This window comes from Xenorhabdus kozodoii (genome assembly GCF_002632875.1).
GTDB classification, from domain to species: Bacteria; Pseudomonadota; Gammaproteobacteria; order Enterobacterales; family Enterobacteriaceae; genus Xenorhabdus; species Xenorhabdus kozodoii.
Genome location: NZ_NJCX01000009.1, coordinates 79,057 through 96,619 on the forward strand (window position 1 = coordinate 79,057; position 17,563 = coordinate 96,619).

Consider the following 17,563-nt stretch of genomic DNA (forward strand, 5'->3'; position numbering starts at 1 on the left):
CGTTAAACGAGGTGATTACATGTTAGGCAAGCTTCGCATATCAACCAGTTTGTATCTGTTACTGATGATGTTTTGTGTTATGCAAATTATTTCAAGTGGGTTGTCTCTGGGAATAATTCATACAGACCAAACATATATCGAAAGAATTGATCTGGGAACTCAACGAAGAGATATTCTTGGTTTGAGTTGGGCGGCATTGTTACAAACGCGTAATACTCTGAACAAAATCGCAATTGCTCAGAAGGTGGGGCAGCCACAAACGCAGATAGAGGCAATGGAGGCGTTACTAAAAAGCTCGATAAATGAAGCAGACCGAAGTTTTGCCAAATTCAGCTCACTCCCCCGAATGGAACAAACTGACCATGGCGCAACTTTATTGGCGGAGGTTGAACATGCTTATCAGGAATATATCAACGCATTAAAAGAGCTAAAAACTTTTCTTTATGAAGGGAAGTTTCAGGCTTTCCTTGATCAACCAACCGAAGATCACCAGCGTAAGATGGAAGTTGCCTACAACAACTATATGCAGTACCTCGGCGCTAACATCAGCTCAGCCGTTTCTGAGGGGAAATTCTACTACAAAGTCTCCATTGCCATGTTCTTTGGTGCCATCTTGATGGTATTTGTTGTTTCAATAGCGGCCAATTTCTGGCTGAAACGCAATCTGCTCAGGCCATTTTCGAATATGCAAACCTGCTTCCAGGATGTAGCGGAAGGGCGCTTAGATAAAGAAATTGCGGTGTTCACCCATGATGAAATCGGTGATATTTTCCGCAAGCTACGCGACATGCAGGCATCATTAATTAAATCCATTGCTGCTGTGCGTGAAAATACCAACCAGATGTATTCTGGCATCCAAGAAATCACTCAAGGTAATACGGACTTATCTTCGCGTACAGAACAACAGGCAGCATCTCTGGAAGAAACGGCCGCCAGTATGGAAGAGCTGACGGTAACGGTTAAGCAGAATGCGGAAAATGCCCGCCAAGCCAGCGAACTGGCAGTATCGGCTTCCCAAACCGCCTCAAAAGGTGGCGAACTGACCACAAGTGTTGTGGTCACGATGGATGAAATCGCCAAAAGTTCGAAGAAAATTAGCGCCATCATTAGCGTTATTGATGGCATTGCCTTCCAGACCAATATCCTGGCACTGAATGCTGCCGTTGAAGCGGCACGTGCTGGTGAACAGGGACGTGGATTCTCTGTCGTCGCCGGTGAAGTACGTGACTTGGCACAACGTAGCGCTGAAGCCGCGAAAGAAATCAAAACCTTAATTGATGAATCTGTCCATCGTGTTAACCAAGGCTCAGCGCTGGTGAATAATGCCGGCGAGACGATGGATGAATTGGTTAAATCGGTAAATCAAGTTACTGATTTAATGGCAGAAATAGCCTCTGCTTCTGATGAGCAGAGCCGAGGTATTCATCAAGTTGCCCAAGCTGTTAGTCAGATGGATCAAGTCACCCAGCAAAATGCTGCCTTGGTGGAACAATCTGCCGCAGCCGCTGCTGCCCTTGAAGACAAGGCAGACATGTTGGTGAAAACCGTTGCTCAATTTGAACTGCCTGAAAACCTGGAAGATGAGTACGATAATCAGGTGACCGCTACATTAAACATGGCTGATGAGCATGCTGTGAGCCAACTACGCTGAGGTCAGATGAGAGCCAATTCAATAGTTTCAGACGTTGATGCTACCGCATTGCCGAACTTTATGTTTCAGCGGCATGCTTTGTCGGATGCGCAATTTGAGCGCATCTGCCAGTTTATCTATCAACAGGCTGGCATAGTACTGGCAAAAAATAAGCGTGAGATGGTATACAACCGTTTGGTCAGGCGGCTTCGTGTATTAGGACTGGATGATTTTGGTCAATATCTGTCAATTCTGGAACAAGACAGCCACAGTAAAGAGTGGGAAGCGTTCATCAATGCATTGACCACCAATCTCACGGCATTTTTCAGGGAGTCCCACCATTTTCCTATTCTGGCGGCACATGCCAGCAAAAAAAATGGTGGAACATACCGCGTTTGGAGCGCTGCCGCTTCAACGGGTGAGGAGCCATATTCTATTGCAATGACTTTGTGTGATGCATTGGGGCATCGGTCAAATCGAATAAAAATCATTGGTAGTGATATTGATACCAGTGTACTGGAAAAAGCCAGGCGGGGGGTTTACCGACTGGAGGAATTACAGTATCTGAGTGAAAGCCAAAAGAAAAAATATTTTTTCAAAGGGGTAGGCCGCTTTGAAGGATATGCCAGGGTTCGTCCTTTACTTACTGAACTGGTGAGTTTTCAACATTTGAATCTACTGGATTCTGATTGGGCACTCGAAGGCAAGTTTGATGCAATATTCTGCCGTAATGTCATGATTTATTTTGACAAAAAAACACAAGAAAGGATATTGCGTCGTTTTGTTAGTTTCTTAAAACCGGATGGTTTGCTCTTTGCAGGGCATTCCGAAAACGTCACTCAAATCAGCCGAGAGTTCTACTTGCAAGGACAAACCGTTTACGGTGTCAGTCGGGCAAGGAGGGGTCATGAATAAAATAACTGTTCTTTGTGTGGATGATTCGGCGTTGATGCGTCAAATCATGCGGGAAATTATCAATAGTCACCCGGATATGGAAGTTGTGGACTGTGCGCCAGATCCATTCGTTGCCCGCGATTTAATTAAAAGGCACAACCCGCAGGTATTAACATTGGATGTCGAGATGCCGCGTATGGATGGCATTGATTTTTTGGAAAAATTAATGCGGTTACGTCCGATGCCTGTTGTCATGGTTTCCTCTCTGACGGCAAAAGGCTCGGAAATTACATTGAAGGCGTTGGAGCTGGGGGCGGTGGATTTTGTAACCAAGCCACAATTAGGTATTCGTGAAGGTATGCTGGCTTATAGCGAACTGATTGCTGAAAAAATCCGGGCTGCCGCCCAAGCTAAAATCAGTGTTGCGGAGCCGGCATCTGCCAATATGGCGCCATTGCATTTCAAGCCACTCTTATCCAGTGAAAAACTCATCGCAGTAGGGGCATCGACAGGAGGGACAGAAGCCATCAAAAACCTGCTGCAACCCCTGCCGATCACCAGTCCGGCTTTATTAATCACTCAACATATGCCCCCTGGTTTCACACGTTCTTTTGCGGAACGGCTCAATAAACTGAGCCAGATCACGGTAAAAGAAGCAGAGGATGGAGAACGCGTCCTGCCAGGGCATGCCTATATTGCACCTGGTGATCGCCATATGGAACTTTGCCGTAGCGGGGCCAATTATCAAATCATGATAACCCACACCCAGCCAGTGAATCGTCATCGTCCTTCTGTTGATGTTCTGTTTCGTTCCGTTGCTAAACACGCCGGGCGTAATGCTGTAGGCGTTATTTTAACCGGTATGGGCAATGATGGCGCTGCGGGGATGCTGGAAATGAAGCAGGCAGGCGCTTACACATTGGCGCAAAGTGAAAAAAGTTGTGTGGTATTTGGAATGCCACGTGCCGCTATCCAGTTGGGGGCGGTGGATGAAGTCATGGATCTGCAAAAAATCAGTAAAACGATGCTGGCTAAAATCAGCGTGGGGCAATCGGTTCGTATTTAGTCGTTGTATTTGGTAGTTATATTTGATGTTAACTTTTGCAGCGCTGTGCTGCTGGATAAGTGAAATTCCAAGGAGTTTTTATGGCAAGTAAGGATCTAAGATTTTTGGTCGTCGATGATTTTTCAACTATGCGCCGAATTGTGCGCAATCTACTCAAAGAGCTGGGATTCAACAATGTAGATGAAGCACAAGATGGCGCGGAAGCGTTGGCTAAACTTCGCTCTGCTGAATTTGATTTTGTTATTTCTGACTGGAACATGCCAAATATTGATGGCCTTGAATTGTTGAAAGCCATTCGCAGTGAAGAACAACTGGCTGCCTTACCTGTCCTGATGGTCACGGCAGAGGCGAAAAAAGAGAACATCATTGCAGCAGCACAAGCCGGGGCCAGTGGTTATGTCGTGAAACCGTTTACTGCGGCCACGTTGGAAGAGAAACTCAATAAAATATTTGAAAAATTGGGGCTCTAAGGAGACAAAATGAGTGAAAATCCAGTCATGCCGAGAGATGAGGCGATCTCAACCAGTGAGATAATTAGCCGTATTGGGCAGTTAACCAGAATGCTACGCGATAGTTTACGTGAACTGGGATTGGATCAAACTATCGCTCAGGCGGCTGAAGCTATCCCCGATGCGAGAGAACGATTGAATTACGTTGTCCAAATGACGGCACAAGCGGCGGAAAGAGTCCTGAACTGCGTAGAAGTCGCACAGCCCCGCCAGAACGAATTGGAAGTGTCTGCCAAAGCCTTGACCCAACGTTGGGATGAGTGGTTTGCAGATCCTAAAAATTTGGATCTGACCGATGCCCGTTCACTGGTCACAGATACGAGAAATTATCTGAATCTCGTGCCTGAGCATGTCTCATTTACCAATACCCAATTGTTGGAGATTATGATGGCGCAAGACTTTCAGGATCTGACTGGGCAGGTGATCAAACGGATGATGGAAGTCATTCAGGAGCTGGAAAAACAGTTGGTCATGGTATTGATGGAAAATATGCCTTCCGACCAGATGGCTAAAGCGAAAAAAGAGAACGACAGCCTGCTTAACGGTCCTCAGGTTAACCAAAATGGTGCGGGTGTGATTACCAACCAGGCACAGGTTGATGATTTGTTGGATAGTTTAGGTTTTTGATAACGAGTGTCATTGTTTTAACGAACAGAGTCTTGATACTTTAAGTGCGCTTGGGTGAGCAGGATGGCTGACCCAGGCGCCTGTTTTGACGGCCTGATATCGAAAAGAAGATTAGATCACAGCGTTATCTATGTGACTTAGTGTATAAAAACACATTAATTCAGATAATGCAGGGGCAATATTGTGAAATCGATTGATAAGGCCATTAAGTTAAAAGGTTCATTGATTTCTTACCGTAAGGAATTTTCAGAAGATCCGCAAAGTAATAAAAACCCCATTGTTTTTCTGCATGGCACAAATAGCAGTGGTAACAGTAGTTTTGGCGAGATAAAAAAAGCATTTAGCCGTGACCGGATCGTTATCATGCCTGATTATGCCGGATGTGGGAATTCTGAACTGCCACCAGAAACATTAACCATTGAGCATCTGGCGGAGCAAGTTGCTGCCGTAATCGAAGATAGCAGTCACATTTCTGTTGATTTGGTGGGGGTTTCTTTGGGAGCGGAGGTCGCAGCGGTGGTCGCCGCTAAGTACCCGAATCTTATCGATAAATTAATACTGACTGCACCGTGGGCGACAAATGATGATCCGCGCCATCAATTGATATTCAATACCTGGTTGCATTTGGAATTGAATGATCATGCATCGGCAATGGCTTTCGCTTTGTCACATGCCTTAAGCCCTGAATTTATCTCATCACTGGGATATGAAACCCTACAGCGGATCTGCGCTCAACCGGCAGAAAAAGGGATAGCCAAACGTATTGCTTTGGGGTTATCCATAGATATAAAAAAACATCTTATTCAAATAGATAAAGACACGTTGGTGATTGGGTTAAACAATGACACGTTAATCCCGCCTTATCGGGTACGTGATGTTTATAAAAATATTAACAATAGTACGTACAAAGAAATCAATAGCGGCCATGCAGTGTAAATGGAAAAGCCGACAGAGTGGGTTAATTTGATAAAATCTTTTATAAACTAATTAACCACTTTCCCTACTGGTAAATACTTGTAAATCGTTGATAACGATACATTGTAAATAATCGACAACTGCTTCCGGCTATGCCCTTTACTCAGTAATCTGGCGGCTTGTTGTCGATCTGCTTCAGTAAATATCACCGGTCGCCCGCCAATTCGCCCCTGCTCCCGTGCCGCGGCTAAGCCTGCATTCGTTCTTTCTACAATCAGTTCACGTTCCATTTCTGCCAGTGCACTCATCACATGAAAGAAAAACCGCCCCATTGCCGTGCTGGTATCAATACTGTCAGTGAGGCTTTGAAAATGCACTTCGCGTTCATGCAATTCTGAAATCAGCGTGACCAGGTTTTTCACGCTGCGCCCCAGCCGATCCAGTTTCCAGACCACCAGCGTATCACCCGGCTTAAGATGTTTTAAGGCGCGTTTTAGCCCTGGTCGATTAGCCGTCTTCCCGCTGATTTTATCTTCAAAAATCAGCTCACAGTGAATACCGACTAACGCATTTCTTTGTAAATCACTATTTTGGTCATTTGTTGACACTCTGATGTAACCGATTCTTGCCACAGATAATCCTTTTGTTTCACTTGAAACTATTTCTAAGCAAATAATACCTATTTATTTACTATAAAAAATCTTTAATTTATTTAATGTCGAGATAAAAATCTGGCTTCGGAGAGGGGATATCAGGATAAGTGATGTCGTAAGAATGATTATTAATAAGATTGATAAAGGTTAACCATAACGAGTGACTCAACTCACAGTATCGATTTTTTCTTGCCAAAGAGACTCAATTAATCCTCGCTTATTTTCCCAAAATGCTCTTTATTTAATTGAAATAATTTTGTTGCCAACTTGTTATGTTAAATGCCGGGGGTGTATATGGAATTGATTACACAATGGTTAAGTGCACTAAACGGGGTAGTATGGGGAGTTCCCATGCTAATTGGGTTGTTGGGTATTGGTATCTTCATGCAAATCCGATTGTCCTTCTTACCGATCCGTAAATTAGGCATGGGGTTCAAATTACTCTTTCAAAAAAATGAACAACGAGGTGACGGCCAAATCTCACCTTTTAACGCACTCATGACAGCACTGTCAGCGACAATCGGGACTGGAAATATCGCAGGAGTGGCAACCGCCATTGTTTTGGGCGGGCCTGGCGCTATGTTCTGGATGTGGATGACCGCATTGGTGGGTATGGCGACGAAATATTCAGAAGCGGTGCTGGCGGTACGCTTTCGTGAAACCGATAAAAACGGGAATTACGTTGGTGGCCCGATGTATTACATCAAAAATGGCCTGGGAAAAAAATGGGTTTGGCTGGGAACACTTTTCGCCTTCTTTGGCAGTATTGCCGGTTTTGGTATCGGCAATACCGTGCAAGCCAACTCTGTCGCTGATGTGTTGCAAAGTAATTTCGGGATTGAAAAAACCATCACAGCCGGGATATTGGTCGTTTTGGTTGGTGCCGTGTTGATTGGCGGCATCAAGCGCATTGCTGATGTTGCCGGTAAGCTAGTGCCTGTGATGACTGTCGGTTACTTTGGGGCAGGTATTATTGTCCTGGGACTCAATTTTACAGCTATTCCCGATGCATTTGTTTTAATCATCAAATCGGCTTTCACTCCCGTTGCGGCACAGGGGGGATTTGCCGGCGCAGCCGTTTGGGCGGCGATCCGTTTTGGTATTGCCCGTGGTGTATTTTCTAACGAAGCGGGCATGGGAAGTGCACCTATTGCCCACGCCGTGGCAAAAACCCAAAACCCCATCCGGCAGGGATTAATTGCGATGCTGGGGACCTTTATTGACACGATTATTGTCTGTTCCATTACCGGCTTAACCATTATTATCACGGGTGGTTGGCTGACCGGCCAAACCGGCGCCACCCTGACCGCGGCTTCCTTCTCATCAGTGATCCCAGGTGGCAACTATGTCGTTGCTGTTGCTTTGGCCATTTTTGCCTTTACAACCATTTTGGGATGGAGCTTTTACGGTGAGAAATGTATCCAATATTTGTTGGGACCAAAAGCCATAATCCCTTTCCGTATTGTTTGGATCATCGCCTTGCCGATTGGTGCCACCCAGTCGTTGTCGTTTGTCTGGTTGCTGGCGGATACCCTCAATGCCATGATGGCGATCCCCAACCTGATAGCGATTGCCTTTCTTAGTCCGGTTGTCTACCGTCTAACGAAAGAACATATCCATGATGTGAATGCCGATAATATTGATATTAAGGCGCCCGTTAAAACGGATTGAAAAACGTGTAGAGATGGCTGTCACCAGCCATCTCTCTTCAAGATAGTTGTCATAATGCCTCAAATACCCTCGTAAATTTTGCAGTGTTCCCGCCATTGAATTTCTGGGCTTTTGTCATGCTTAGCACAATTTTATTTGTCCTTTCCTAAAGGCAAATTTCCTGCAGGTAATCACGCAAGCTCACCAAGGAAAGCTGTGGCTGAAGATAGCGATCTCGAAAAAACCGAAGAACCCACGCCCCATAAACGGGAAAAAGCTCGCAAAGAGGGGCAAATTGCGCGTTCCAAGGAGCTCACCTCAATCCTGATGTTAGCGGGAGGAGTCAGTCTGCTCTGGATGAGCGGACAATCGATCACCCATGAACTTTCCCTGATGGTGTTTGAAGGGTTCAACTTCGACCATAACATGGTCAGTAATGACAAACAGATGGTGCAACAAGTCGGCCGGTTACTCAAACAGGCGGTTTGGGCATTGTTGCCGGTTTTTGCCGGATTAGTCTTGGTTGCCCTTGGTGCGCCAGCGCTAATGGGCGGGCTTATCTTCAGCTCAAAATCCATCAAATTTGACCTGACTAAGCTGGATCCCATTTCTGGCTTGAAAAAAATCTTCTCCATGAATGCGTTGGCGGAACTGTTCAAAGCCATCTTGAAAGCTTCACTCGTGGGAGGTGGTGCGGCTTTATTTATCTGGCTTAATTGGCCCGCCATGCTCAACCTGACGGGTCAACATCCGTTGATAGCACTGAGCGATGCCATGATGATGCTGATTTTTGCCAGCTATATTGTCTTATTTATGCTGATCCCCATGGTGGCGTTTGACGTGCTTTATCAAATCCGCAGCCACCTGAAAAAATTGAGAATGACCCGTCAAGAGATCAAGGATGAATTTAAGGAGCAAGAAGGGGATCCGCATGTAAAGGCAAGAATTCGTCAACAACAGCGAGCGGCAGCGCGTAAGCGCATGATGGCGGATGTGCCGAAGGCGGACGTTATTGTCACAAACCCGACCCATTATGCCGTTGCCTTGCAATATGACAGCAAAAAAATGAGTGCGCCCAAAGTATTGGCAAAAGGAGCCGGACTCATTGCCTTGCGCATTAAAGAAATGGGTGCAGAAAATCGCATTCCATTACTGGAAGCCCCGCCCTTGGCACGGGCGCTGTTTCGTCATGCTGAGATCGGCGGCTTTATTCCTGCGGCGCTCTATGCTGCGGTCGCAGAAGTGCTTGCCTGGGTTTACCAATTGAAACGTTGGAAACAGGAAGGTGGCCTGAAACCGAAAAAACCTGAAAATCTGCCAGTGCCGCCAGCACTGGATTTTGCTGGAGAAAATAATCGTCATGGCTAATCTGGCCTCATTACTTCGTTTATCGGGGAATATAAAAGGCTCCCAGTGGCAAATGCTTGCGGGGCCTGTATTGATCCTCATGATCTTGTCGATGATGGTATTGCCGTTACCACCATTTCTGTTGGATCTGCTATTTACCTTCAACATCGCACTGTCCATTATGGTCTTGCTGGTGGCCATGTTCACCCGCCGGACGCTGGATTTTGCCGCATTCCCGACCATTTTGTTGTTCTCGACCTTATTGCGCCTGTCACTCAACGTTGCTTCCACGCGAATTATCCTGATGGAAGGGCACACAGGATCTGCCGCGGCAGGGCAGGTTGTGGAAGCCTTCGGTCACTTTCTGGTTGGCGGTAATTTTGCCATTGGCATCGTGGTCTTCGTGATTTTGATCCTGATTAACTTTATGGTGATTACCAAAGGTGCAGGGCGTATTGCCGAAGTCGGTGCGCGCTTTGTACTGGATGGAATGCCTGGCAAACAGATGGCGATTGATGCTGATTTAAATGCCGGGTTAATCGGCGAAGATGAAGCTAAAAATCGTCGTGCCGAGGTGACACAGGAAGCGGATTTTTACGGTTCCATGGACGGTGCGAGCAAATTCGTGCGCGGTGATGCGATTGCCGGATTGATGATATTGGTGATTAATATCATTGGTGGGCTGATCGTGGGTGTTGCCCAACACGGGTTGTCTTTGGGGGATGCCGCAGAAGCGTATACCCTGCTGACCATTGGTGATGGATTGGTTGCCCAGTTACCGGCATTAATCATCTCCACCGCAGCGGGGGTTATTGTCACTCGCGTCGCGACGGATGAAGATGTTGGTCAACAAATGGTGACCCAGCTTTTCAACAACCCCAAGGTATTGATGTTAAGTGCGGGTGTCCTCGGCCTGTTGGGTTTAGTGCCGGGAATGCCTAATTTCGTCTTCTTGTTATTTACGGCGGCCTTAGCGGGCGTGGGTTATTTCTTATTGCGCAAAGACAAAAATCCGCGGGTGACACAACATGAAGAGATGAAAGCGGTGGAAGAGCAGCAACAAACCGCAGAAGCCTCATGGGAAGATGTGCAACTGGAAGATCCACTGGGAATGGAAGTGGGTTATCGTTTGATACCCATGGTGGATTTTCGCCAAGACGGTGAATTACTTGGCCGTATTAGCAGTATTCGCAAAAAATTCGCCCAAGAAGTGGGGTATCTGCCACCTGTCGTGCATATTTGTGACAACCTTGAATTGGCACCGGCCAGCTACCGTATCATGATGAAAGGCGTAGAAATTGGGCGGGGTGAAGCCCATCCGGGACGTTGGTTGGCGATTAATCCGGGGGGAGCGGTGGGGGAATTGCAAGGTGACTTGACGACCGATCCGGCCTTTGGTCTGGCTGCGGTCTGGATTGATGACAGCTTAAGGGAGCAGGCGCAAGTCCAAGGTTATACCGTTGTGGCGGCCAGCACTGTTGTTGCCACTCACTTAAACCATTTGTTATCCCAGCATTCCAGTGAACTGTTTGGAAGACAGGAAGCGCAGCAATTATTTGAACGCGTCAGTCAGGAAATGCCAAAATTAACGGAAGATTTTATTCCTGATGTTGTGAGCCTGACAACCTTGCATAAGGTCTTGCAAAACCTGCTGGCGGAACAAGTGCCGATCCGCGATATGCGAACCATTATCGAAACCTTGGCAGAACATGCTCCGGTACAGAAAGATCCGTATGAATTGACTGCCGTGATCCGGATTGCACTTGGCCGGGCGATTGCCCAGAAATGGTTCCCAGGTGCGGATGAAATTAACGTCATAGGCTTGGATGCCGGGTTGGAAAGATTGCTGCTCCAGGCATTGCAAAATGGCGGCGGGTTGGAGCCTGGCCTGGCAGAGAGTCTGGAGCGTCAGGCGGCAGAGGCATTGGAGCGTCAGGAAATGTTGGGTGCGCCTCCAGTACTCTTGGTCAACCATGCACTTCGTCCTCTGTTGTCTCGTTTCTTGCGTCGGGTATTGCCTCGATTGGTTGTACTGTCCAACCTTGAAATCACCGATAACCGTCAAATCAGGATGACGGCAACGATTGGTGGTACAAGATAGTTATCGACAAGTACCGTGTGTTGACAAGAAAAAAGGTGATCGTTTCGATGATCACCTTTTTATCGATTGAGTACATATACCAACCCAACTTCAAGATGCGTGTTATATTTCCCCGCGCAGCGGGGAAATATAAGGCCTTGCTCCGTTTTGCGGATTACAACTTGAAGTTTATCGAGTATAAAATTTATTTTTTAAAACTTCCCCTCATTATCAGGGGATTAAAAATCAATTAATCTTTTTTCATCTCACGGCTCATAGACATAATTTGGGGTGATAATATTTATTTTGGCTATTGATTGCCTGAATGCATGTCGCAATTTACTTATTCTAGTTAGGCTCTCACGTTTCGACAAAATAATTAACTATTGTGAAGTAGAGATAAGACGCATCTTGGAAGGCGGTGGGGATATGGCGCTCTAAGTACGTATTTTGATAGATTTTAACTATTGATAAATTCTAATAAATAGTTAATAACAATTTTAATGACAAAATGAGTTAGTGTATCTTTGCTCCTCCGAAAATAGGGGTTTTATTATTCTTGTTCATACAATATGTTGATATAAGCTAAATTTATAATAACAATGTAGGAAATGGAGAGTGTGAGTGTATTTTTAGGTATGGACATTCTCTCTCTGCAGTATAAAAGATAACCTATTTGTCACAAGCGGGATGGTGTTTTACCAAAAAATTGAGTGATTTTTATAAATATATAATCGCATGATTAGCAGAAAAATATTAAAAATTAGCGACTGATGTTTGGATGATAGTGATCTAAAATAGGGGTAGATATATCTCCTTTCCCTTTTTTTATCATCAGGGATATATTTGTTAATAATACCCGATATTAGTGGTGTATTTATTAAATGCTAAAATATAGCGCTTTAAAATTGTTGTTTATTTTTTTATATATCTTCTGATCTTTTAATCGAAGATATTTTCATTTTGATAAATTTTATACACATAATATATAAATGGAAAAAGAAATGAAGTTATTAGTGAAATCAGTGGGTGTCGTGGCAATTTGGAGTTCTATGATCGTTTCTGCATTTGCTATTAGTAATTATGGCAATATTAATTTTACCGGTAAAGTGACTAAAGGAACCTGTTCTTCGGCTGTAGCGGGTGATAGTGGCAATGTCTCTATGGCTGACGTTGGGGTGGGGGATTTTTCCAAAGCAGGTGACACTAAAGGTGATACACGTTTTATAATAAAACTAACCCATTGTAAGTCATCGAATGATTCCTCAGTAAAAGTTGGATTTACGGGTTACTCAGATAATGACAATCGCAAGATATTAAAGAATAGCGCTCCGGGATCTTCTGCCCAAGGGATAGGCATTGGCATTTATAAGTCTTCAGGGGAGCAAATCGGCATAGGGGATTCAGTTGTGGCAGTTGATACCTTAAGGGCTAGAGATACGACTAAAGAATTGCACTTTATTGCTAAGTATGTCGCGACAAAAGATAAAATTACATCTGGTCTGGTTCAGGCCGGAGCAGGATTTACTGTAGAATACGATTAATTCCGATTCCTTACATTTTCATTTTTTCTTTTTAGGGTATCTGTGATATTCCTGCCATATTGGGTGGGAATATCCCTTGTTTTGAATTTATGTAGGGATATATCGTTATGTCAAAATGTCTTTTAATTGGGCTATTATTTCTTCTTGCCATTCCCGCCCATGCAGGAATAGCCCTCAGTAGTACCCGTGTGATCTATGAAGCCTCACAACGTGAAGTCGCGATTTCAGTCATCAATGATGGCAAAAATGATGTCTATCTGATCCAGTCTTGGGTCGATATGTTTACCCCAACGGTCGGATCTACTGACCACAAAGCCCCCTTTTTAGTCACGCCACCTTTATTTCGTCTGGATGGTGAACAGGAAAATCGTCTGCGCATTGTTTTAATGGATAACACACTGCCGCAGGATCGTGAATCACTCTTTTGGTTTAATGTTAAGGCCATTCCTGCCTTGAAAAAAGAGGAATCAAATCGTTTGTTGATCTCGCTGAAAAACCGGATAAAACTTTTTTATCGTCCAGCGGGATTGACCGAACAACTCGCGGCGATGGCTTACCAACAACTCATTTTTTCCCGTCAGGCAGGGCAGTTGACGGTGCAAAATCCCACGCCTTTTTATATCACTTTTTATGACATTAAACTTGGGGAAAATGCGTTACCAGAGGCTGGCATGGTGGCGCCGTTTGGCCGTCGGCAATGGCCGTTACCCATAGGCTCTGGTGATAGCATTAGCTGGAGAGCCATCAATGATTATGGTGGCGTTACTGAACCTCAGCACCAAACATTATCACCCCTGTAATCACTTACCAGTTAAAAGATGCCTGGTGTCATGAGCTTGATTATTCTTGCTGTCTGTAGACGGTTATTGTTGGTTGTCATGTTGCTGCTGGTGCCGACCGTTGGGTATGCCAGTGAATATTTTGATTTAAATGCCTTGGAAGTCGATGATCCATCCGCTCCTCTGCCGGACTTAAGTTATTTTGCCGAAAAAGGTGGCAGTGCGCCGGGAACGTACAGGGTTGCTATCCGTGTCAATGATCAGGACAAAGGCACACAGGATATCCAATTTGTGATCGGGGCAGGCAAAAAACTACAGCCTGTTTTGTCGGTTCAACAATTAGTTGACTGGGGGGTTAATGTATCTGCTTTTCAGGGTTTGAAGCCAGAAGCGCCATTATCTGATCTCGCTGATGTTATTCCTTATGCCAGTTCATCACTACAACTGAGCCAACAAACTCTGCTGATCACTGTTCCCCAGGCGGCGATGACAATAGTCGCCCATGATGCGATTGATCCGTCACTTTGGCAGTCAGGTGAACCCGCGTTATGGGCCAGTTATGATTTCAGTGGTGTTAACACTTGGGGGGAAAATTCAGGTACGAATAATGTCTATATGAATCTGCGTAGTGGATTAAATTGGGGAAGCTGGCGCTTACGAAATTATTCCACCTATTATCGAAATTTTGGCAGACATCATCGTGATAACAGTGATGACAAATCCCGTTGGGAAAACCTGAGTACCTCGTTGCAGCGTGATATCCATGCCCTAAAAAGCCAGTTCGTGGTGGGTGAAACAAATACATCAGGCGATCTGTTTAGTGGGTTTGCTTTTCGAGGGGTCACCTTGATGTCGGATGATAACATGCTACCGGATAGTCAACGGGGGTTTGCCCCAGTGGTACGGGGGATCGCAGAAAGCAATGCGCAGATCACTATTCGTCAAAACGGCTACATCATTTACCAGGCCAATGTTCCACCTGGCGCTTTTGTCATTGATGATCTTTATCCAACCTCTTCTGGGGGGAATTTGGATGTTATGATCCGGGAAGCTGATGGCCGTGAACGCCATTTTGTTCAGCCATTTTCATCAATTCCGGTTATGTTGAGGGAAGGACGCTTCAAATACAGTTTTACTGCGGGAAAATACCGTAATTCGCATGCCAATGACTATCAGCCATTCTTTATGCAGAGTGAGGTTTATTACGGTCTGCCATATGCAACAACAATGTATGGCGGTATGTTGCTGTCCTCAAGATATCAGGCGTATACCGTGGGTATAGGATACAGCCTTGGTGACTGGGGATCGTTGGCATTAGATATCACCCAGTCACAAGTTAATGCTATCAATCAGCGCCAACAACGGGGCTGGGTCTATCGGGCACAGTACGCCAAAGACTTCGAACAGACGGGTACGAGCGTGTCCCTGACCAGTCATTATTACCCTTCAGCGCATTTTTATGAATTTCAGGATGTCAATAACAGGGCGATGTATGATGATGAACCATCAAATCAAAATAAACATAAATTTCAATTCACATTGAGCCAGAGCTTGTCAGATTACGGCAGCCTCTATTTTTCCGGTTATTTGCAGAATAATCGGGAAGATAGAAGTACAACACGCAGTTTGAATATTGGGTACGGTGTCAGTTATTCCAATATTCATTACACCCTGAATTACGCCCAGAACAGGGATCAAGGCCGCTCAAGGAGGGATAATCAACTGGCGTTTAATGTACAGATCCCGCTCGCCCGTTGGCTGTCAGGGAGCTGGGTAACTTACGGTATCAATCAAAACCGTCGGGGAGACATCAACCAGTCGGTTGGATTAAATGGTACGGCGTTAGGTAGGCTGAACTACTCCCTGCAACAAAGTCATAGTAATCACGGTCAGGACAGTAGCGGTAATATAAACCTTAGCTATAAAGGTTGCTATGGTGTGTTGTCTGGCGGGTATCACTATAGTGATAACTCCCGGCAAATGAGCTATGGCCTTAGGGGAGGTGTAGTTGCCCATCGTCATGGGCTGACTTTATCGCAACCGCTGGGTGAGACGCTGGTTTTGGTCAAAACATCGGGGGCTGCTGGCGTTAAGGTTACAGGCTATAACGGTGTGGAAACGGATGGACAAGGTTACGCTGTACTACCTTATGTCAGCCCTTATCACCGTAACCGTATCGCTTTGTCACCGGACTCTTTTGGGGAAGGGGTGGAGATTGGATCGAATATCCAGACGGTGATCCCAACACAGGGCGCCATGGTTTTAGCGGATTTCCAAACCCGGATCGGTCACAGGGTGTTGTTCAACCTAGCTTATCAGGGCAAACCGATTCCTTTTGGCGCAATAGCGACTTTGAATGAGGAAAATAACGCCCATCCTTTGGCCGTAAACCAAGGCATTGTTGGTAACGGGGGAGAAGTCTATTTCGGCGGGGTTCCAGAACAAGGCCAATTGTCAGTCCAATGGGGAGGTGGTCAGTTTGAACAATGCAAGGCACATTTTCTGTTGCCGAAAAGTAAAGCTATGGTGGTTTCAATAAAGGCGGATTGTCATCCATCAAGGTAAATCAGCATATACCAACCCAACTTCAAGTTGCAGTTTGCAAACCAATGAGCGTGTTTATATCTCCCCGCTGTACGGGGAGATATAAGACGCATCTTGAAAGACGACGGGTATAGAAGCTCGACATAACGATAAATGATAAAGGGATTACTTGTGAATGTATCAATTTCTTCATGGTTGCTATTTGTACCAATATTTTTGTCTTCCTGCACAGGGTACGCTTATACCGATGTGACTTGCACTGCCCCTGCTCAGACATTGAATCCCTATAAGATATCCATTCCCGCCGATACACCGGTAGGCCAAGAACTGGAAAAATCGGATAACAGATTGAGGATGGATGCCAGCCCGATGATTACTTGTCAAGGAAAGTCTCTGGACAACATTGAAGCTGTTCTTGGTATCAAGGCATATGGCGCATCGTCAAAAATCATTAATGGCAGAAAAATTTTTCTGTTGGGAAATAGTGGCATTGGGTATGCGATTCGAGGTCTGACGGGTGATCCTTATGATAGAAAATATGTCCGGGGAAATAATAACAGTACGGTACTTAAAACGGTTGCCTTACGAGATCAGGGAGGAAGGATCAGTGTTGGCATTGCATTGGTATTTTACCGTATCGGTCAAGTGAGACCTGGCCAATATCCTTCCCAGCCGGTGGCAAATGCGACGGTAACGTTACGAAATAGGGGGGAAAGTGGTTCCGGTAAGTTTATCGAAGCAGGGCAATTCAGCACGGGCAATATCATCGTTGAGTCGCGATCCTGTGCTTTTGATAACAACCCCATTCCGGTTGCATTGGAACCCATAACGAGTACGCAGTTACCCCAATTGGGTTCTACGGCCGCAGAAAGGGCATTTGCTATTCCGTTAAATTGTGACGCACGTATCAAAGTTAATATGCTTTTGCAGGCGGGTTCGCAGGGAGCTTATGATCCGCAAAACGGGGTTATCAAACTTAATCCTAATGCCTATTCAGCCAGTGGTCTTGGTATTCAAATTTTGGATGGTAAGAAGTCAATACCTATTCCCCTGGGTAAAAAAATTGGATATATCGAAACGCGAACAGAAGGGCCTGCCACTATTCCATTGAAAGCGCGTTATTATCGCTATGGTCGCGTTAAAGAAGGGACAGTGAATGCGACAGCAACATTCACGATGAGTTATGAGTAATATAAGCTTGCACCATTTATCATCTTTCAAATTATTTGATGTTTTTTTATTTATTAATTAAATGGGGGTTACTTTCAATAAATATTCGTTATTTTTATTGTTATTCTAAAACCACTCCCTGGGGAGGTCGTGTT

General features: G+C 45.3%; 14 protein-coding genes. 13 read left to right on the forward strand and 1 reads right to left on the reverse strand.

Annotated features, from left to right (window positions below):
• The first annotated feature begins 19 nt into the window (after positions 1-19).
• The 6 genes from Xkoz_RS07845 to Xkoz_RS07870 all read left to right on the forward strand — a co-directional run bounded on the left by Xkoz_RS07845 (position 20) and on the right by Xkoz_RS07870 (position 5,662).
• Positions 20-1,651: a methyl-accepting chemotaxis protein gene (locus Xkoz_RS07845; RefSeq protein ID WP_099141631.1), complete on the forward strand. Its 1,632-nt coding sequence runs from the start codon at positions 20-22 to the stop codon at positions 1,649-1,651.
• A 6-nt stretch (positions 1,652-1,657) separates the two neighbouring features.
• Positions 1,658-2,545, forward strand: a complete 888-nt coding sequence (cheR, locus tag Xkoz_RS07850) for a protein-glutamate O-methyltransferase CheR (RefSeq protein ID WP_099141632.1) — start codon at positions 1,658-1,660, stop codon at positions 2,543-2,545.
• Positions 2,538-3,590: a protein-glutamate methylesterase/protein-glutamine glutaminase gene (locus Xkoz_RS07855; protein ID WP_099141633.1), complete on the forward strand. Its 1,053-nt coding sequence runs from the start codon at positions 2,538-2,540 to the stop codon at positions 3,588-3,590. Before cheR ends, Xkoz_RS07855 begins: the two co-directional genes overlap by 8 nt.
• 80 nt (positions 3,591-3,670) lie before the next feature.
• Complete coding sequence (gene cheY, locus Xkoz_RS07860; RefSeq protein WP_099141634.1) at positions 3,671-4,060, forward strand: chemotaxis response regulator CheY; 390 nt, start codon at positions 3,671-3,673, stop codon at positions 4,058-4,060.
• Positions 4,061-4,069: 9 nt separating this feature from the next.
• The gene (gene cheZ / locus Xkoz_RS07865; protein ID WP_099141635.1) at positions 4,070-4,726 is read left to right on the forward strand and encodes a protein phosphatase CheZ; all 657 of its coding nucleotides are present in this window, start codon (positions 4,070-4,072) and stop codon (positions 4,724-4,726) included.
• 183 nt (positions 4,727-4,909) lie between these two features.
• A complete protein-coding gene (locus tag Xkoz_RS07870) occupies positions 4,910-5,662 on the forward strand; it encodes an alpha/beta fold hydrolase (RefSeq protein WP_167386570.1) in 753 nt (250 codons plus the stop codon).
• A 47-nt stretch (positions 5,663-5,709) separates the two neighbouring features.
• Here the strand turns inward: Xkoz_RS07870 and Xkoz_RS07875 are convergent, their stop codons facing one another.
• Positions 5,710-6,273, reverse strand: coding sequence for a recombinase family protein (locus Xkoz_RS07875; RefSeq protein ID WP_099141637.1), 564 nt, complete (start codon positions 6,271-6,273; stop codon positions 5,710-5,712).
• A gap of 315 nt (positions 6,274-6,588) precedes the next feature.
• On the opposite strand from Xkoz_RS07875, the gene Xkoz_RS07880 reads away from it, so the two are divergent.
• The 7 genes from Xkoz_RS07880 (at position 6,589) to Xkoz_RS07915 (ending at position 17,429) form a co-directional block, all read left to right on the forward strand.
• The gene (locus Xkoz_RS07880) at positions 6,589-7,965 is read left to right on the forward strand and encodes an alanine/glycine:cation symporter family protein (protein WP_099141638.1); all 1,377 of its coding nucleotides are present in this window, start codon (positions 6,589-6,591) and stop codon (positions 7,963-7,965) included.
• A 195-nt stretch (positions 7,966-8,160) separates the two neighbouring features.
• Positions 8,161-9,312: a flagellar biosynthesis protein FlhB gene (gene flhB / locus Xkoz_RS07885; protein ID WP_099141639.1), complete on the forward strand. Its 1,152-nt coding sequence runs from the start codon at positions 8,161-8,163 to the stop codon at positions 9,310-9,312.
• Positions 9,305-11,392, forward strand: coding sequence for a flagellar biosynthesis protein FlhA (gene flhA / locus Xkoz_RS07890; RefSeq protein WP_099141640.1), 2,088 nt, complete (start codon positions 9,305-9,307; stop codon positions 11,390-11,392). The genes flhB and flhA overlap by 8 nt, the downstream gene beginning before the upstream one ends.
• A gap of 971 nt (positions 11,393-12,363) precedes the next feature.
• Positions 12,364-12,915 carry a fimbrial protein gene (locus Xkoz_RS07900; protein ID WP_099141642.1) on the forward strand — a complete coding sequence of 184 codons (552 nt, stop codon included), beginning with the start codon at positions 12,364-12,366 and terminating at the stop codon, positions 12,913-12,915.
• Positions 12,916-13,022: 107 nt separating this feature from the next.
• Positions 13,023-13,715 carry a fimbrial biogenesis chaperone gene (locus Xkoz_RS07905; protein ID WP_099141643.1) on the forward strand — a complete coding sequence of 231 codons (693 nt, stop codon included), beginning with the start codon at positions 13,023-13,025 and terminating at the stop codon, positions 13,713-13,715.
• A 30-nt stretch (positions 13,716-13,745) separates the two neighbouring features.
• Positions 13,746-16,259, forward strand: a complete 2,514-nt coding sequence (locus Xkoz_RS07910) for a fimbria/pilus outer membrane usher protein (RefSeq protein ID WP_099141644.1) — start codon at positions 13,746-13,748, stop codon at positions 16,257-16,259.
• Positions 16,260-16,409: 150 nt separating this feature from the next.
• On the forward strand, positions 16,410-17,429 hold the full coding sequence (locus Xkoz_RS07915) for a fimbrial protein (RefSeq protein ID WP_167386571.1): 1,020 nt from the start codon (positions 16,410-16,412) through the stop codon (positions 17,427-17,429).
• Positions 17,430-17,563 lie beyond the last annotated feature (134 nt).

What these genes read in the sequence shown, in the direction of transcription:
- Xkoz_RS07845 (WP_099141631.1), top strand. Translation starts at nt 20, where the DNA reads ATGTTAGGCAAGCTTCGCATATCAACCAGTTTGTATCTGTTACTGATG.
- cheR (WP_099141632.1), top strand. Translation starts at nt 1,658, where the DNA reads ATGAGAGCCAATTCAATAGTTTCAGACGTTGATGCTACCGCATTGCCG.
- Xkoz_RS07855 (WP_099141633.1), top strand. Translation starts at nt 2,538, where the DNA reads ATGAATAAAATAACTGTTCTTTGTGTGGATGATTCGGCGTTGATGCGT.
- cheY (WP_099141634.1), top strand. Translation starts at nt 3,671, where the DNA reads ATGGCAAGTAAGGATCTAAGATTTTTGGTCGTCGATGATTTTTCAACT.
- cheZ (WP_099141635.1), top strand. Translation starts at nt 4,070, where the DNA reads ATGAGTGAAAATCCAGTCATGCCGAGAGATGAGGCGATCTCAACCAGT.
- Xkoz_RS07880 (WP_099141638.1), top strand. Translation starts at nt 6,589, where the DNA reads ATGGAATTGATTACACAATGGTTAAGTGCACTAAACGGGGTAGTATGG.
- flhA (WP_099141640.1), top strand. Translation starts at nt 9,305, where the DNA reads ATGGCTAATCTGGCCTCATTACTTCGTTTATCGGGGAATATAAAAGGC.
- Xkoz_RS07900 (WP_099141642.1), top strand. Translation starts at nt 12,364, where the DNA reads ATGGAAAAAGAAATGAAGTTATTAGTGAAATCAGTGGGTGTCGTGGCA.
- Xkoz_RS07905 (WP_099141643.1), top strand. Translation starts at nt 13,023, where the DNA reads ATGTCAAAATGTCTTTTAATTGGGCTATTATTTCTTCTTGCCATTCCC.
- Xkoz_RS07910 (WP_099141644.1), top strand. Translation starts at nt 13,746, where the DNA reads ATGAGCTTGATTATTCTTGCTGTCTGTAGACGGTTATTGTTGGTTGTC.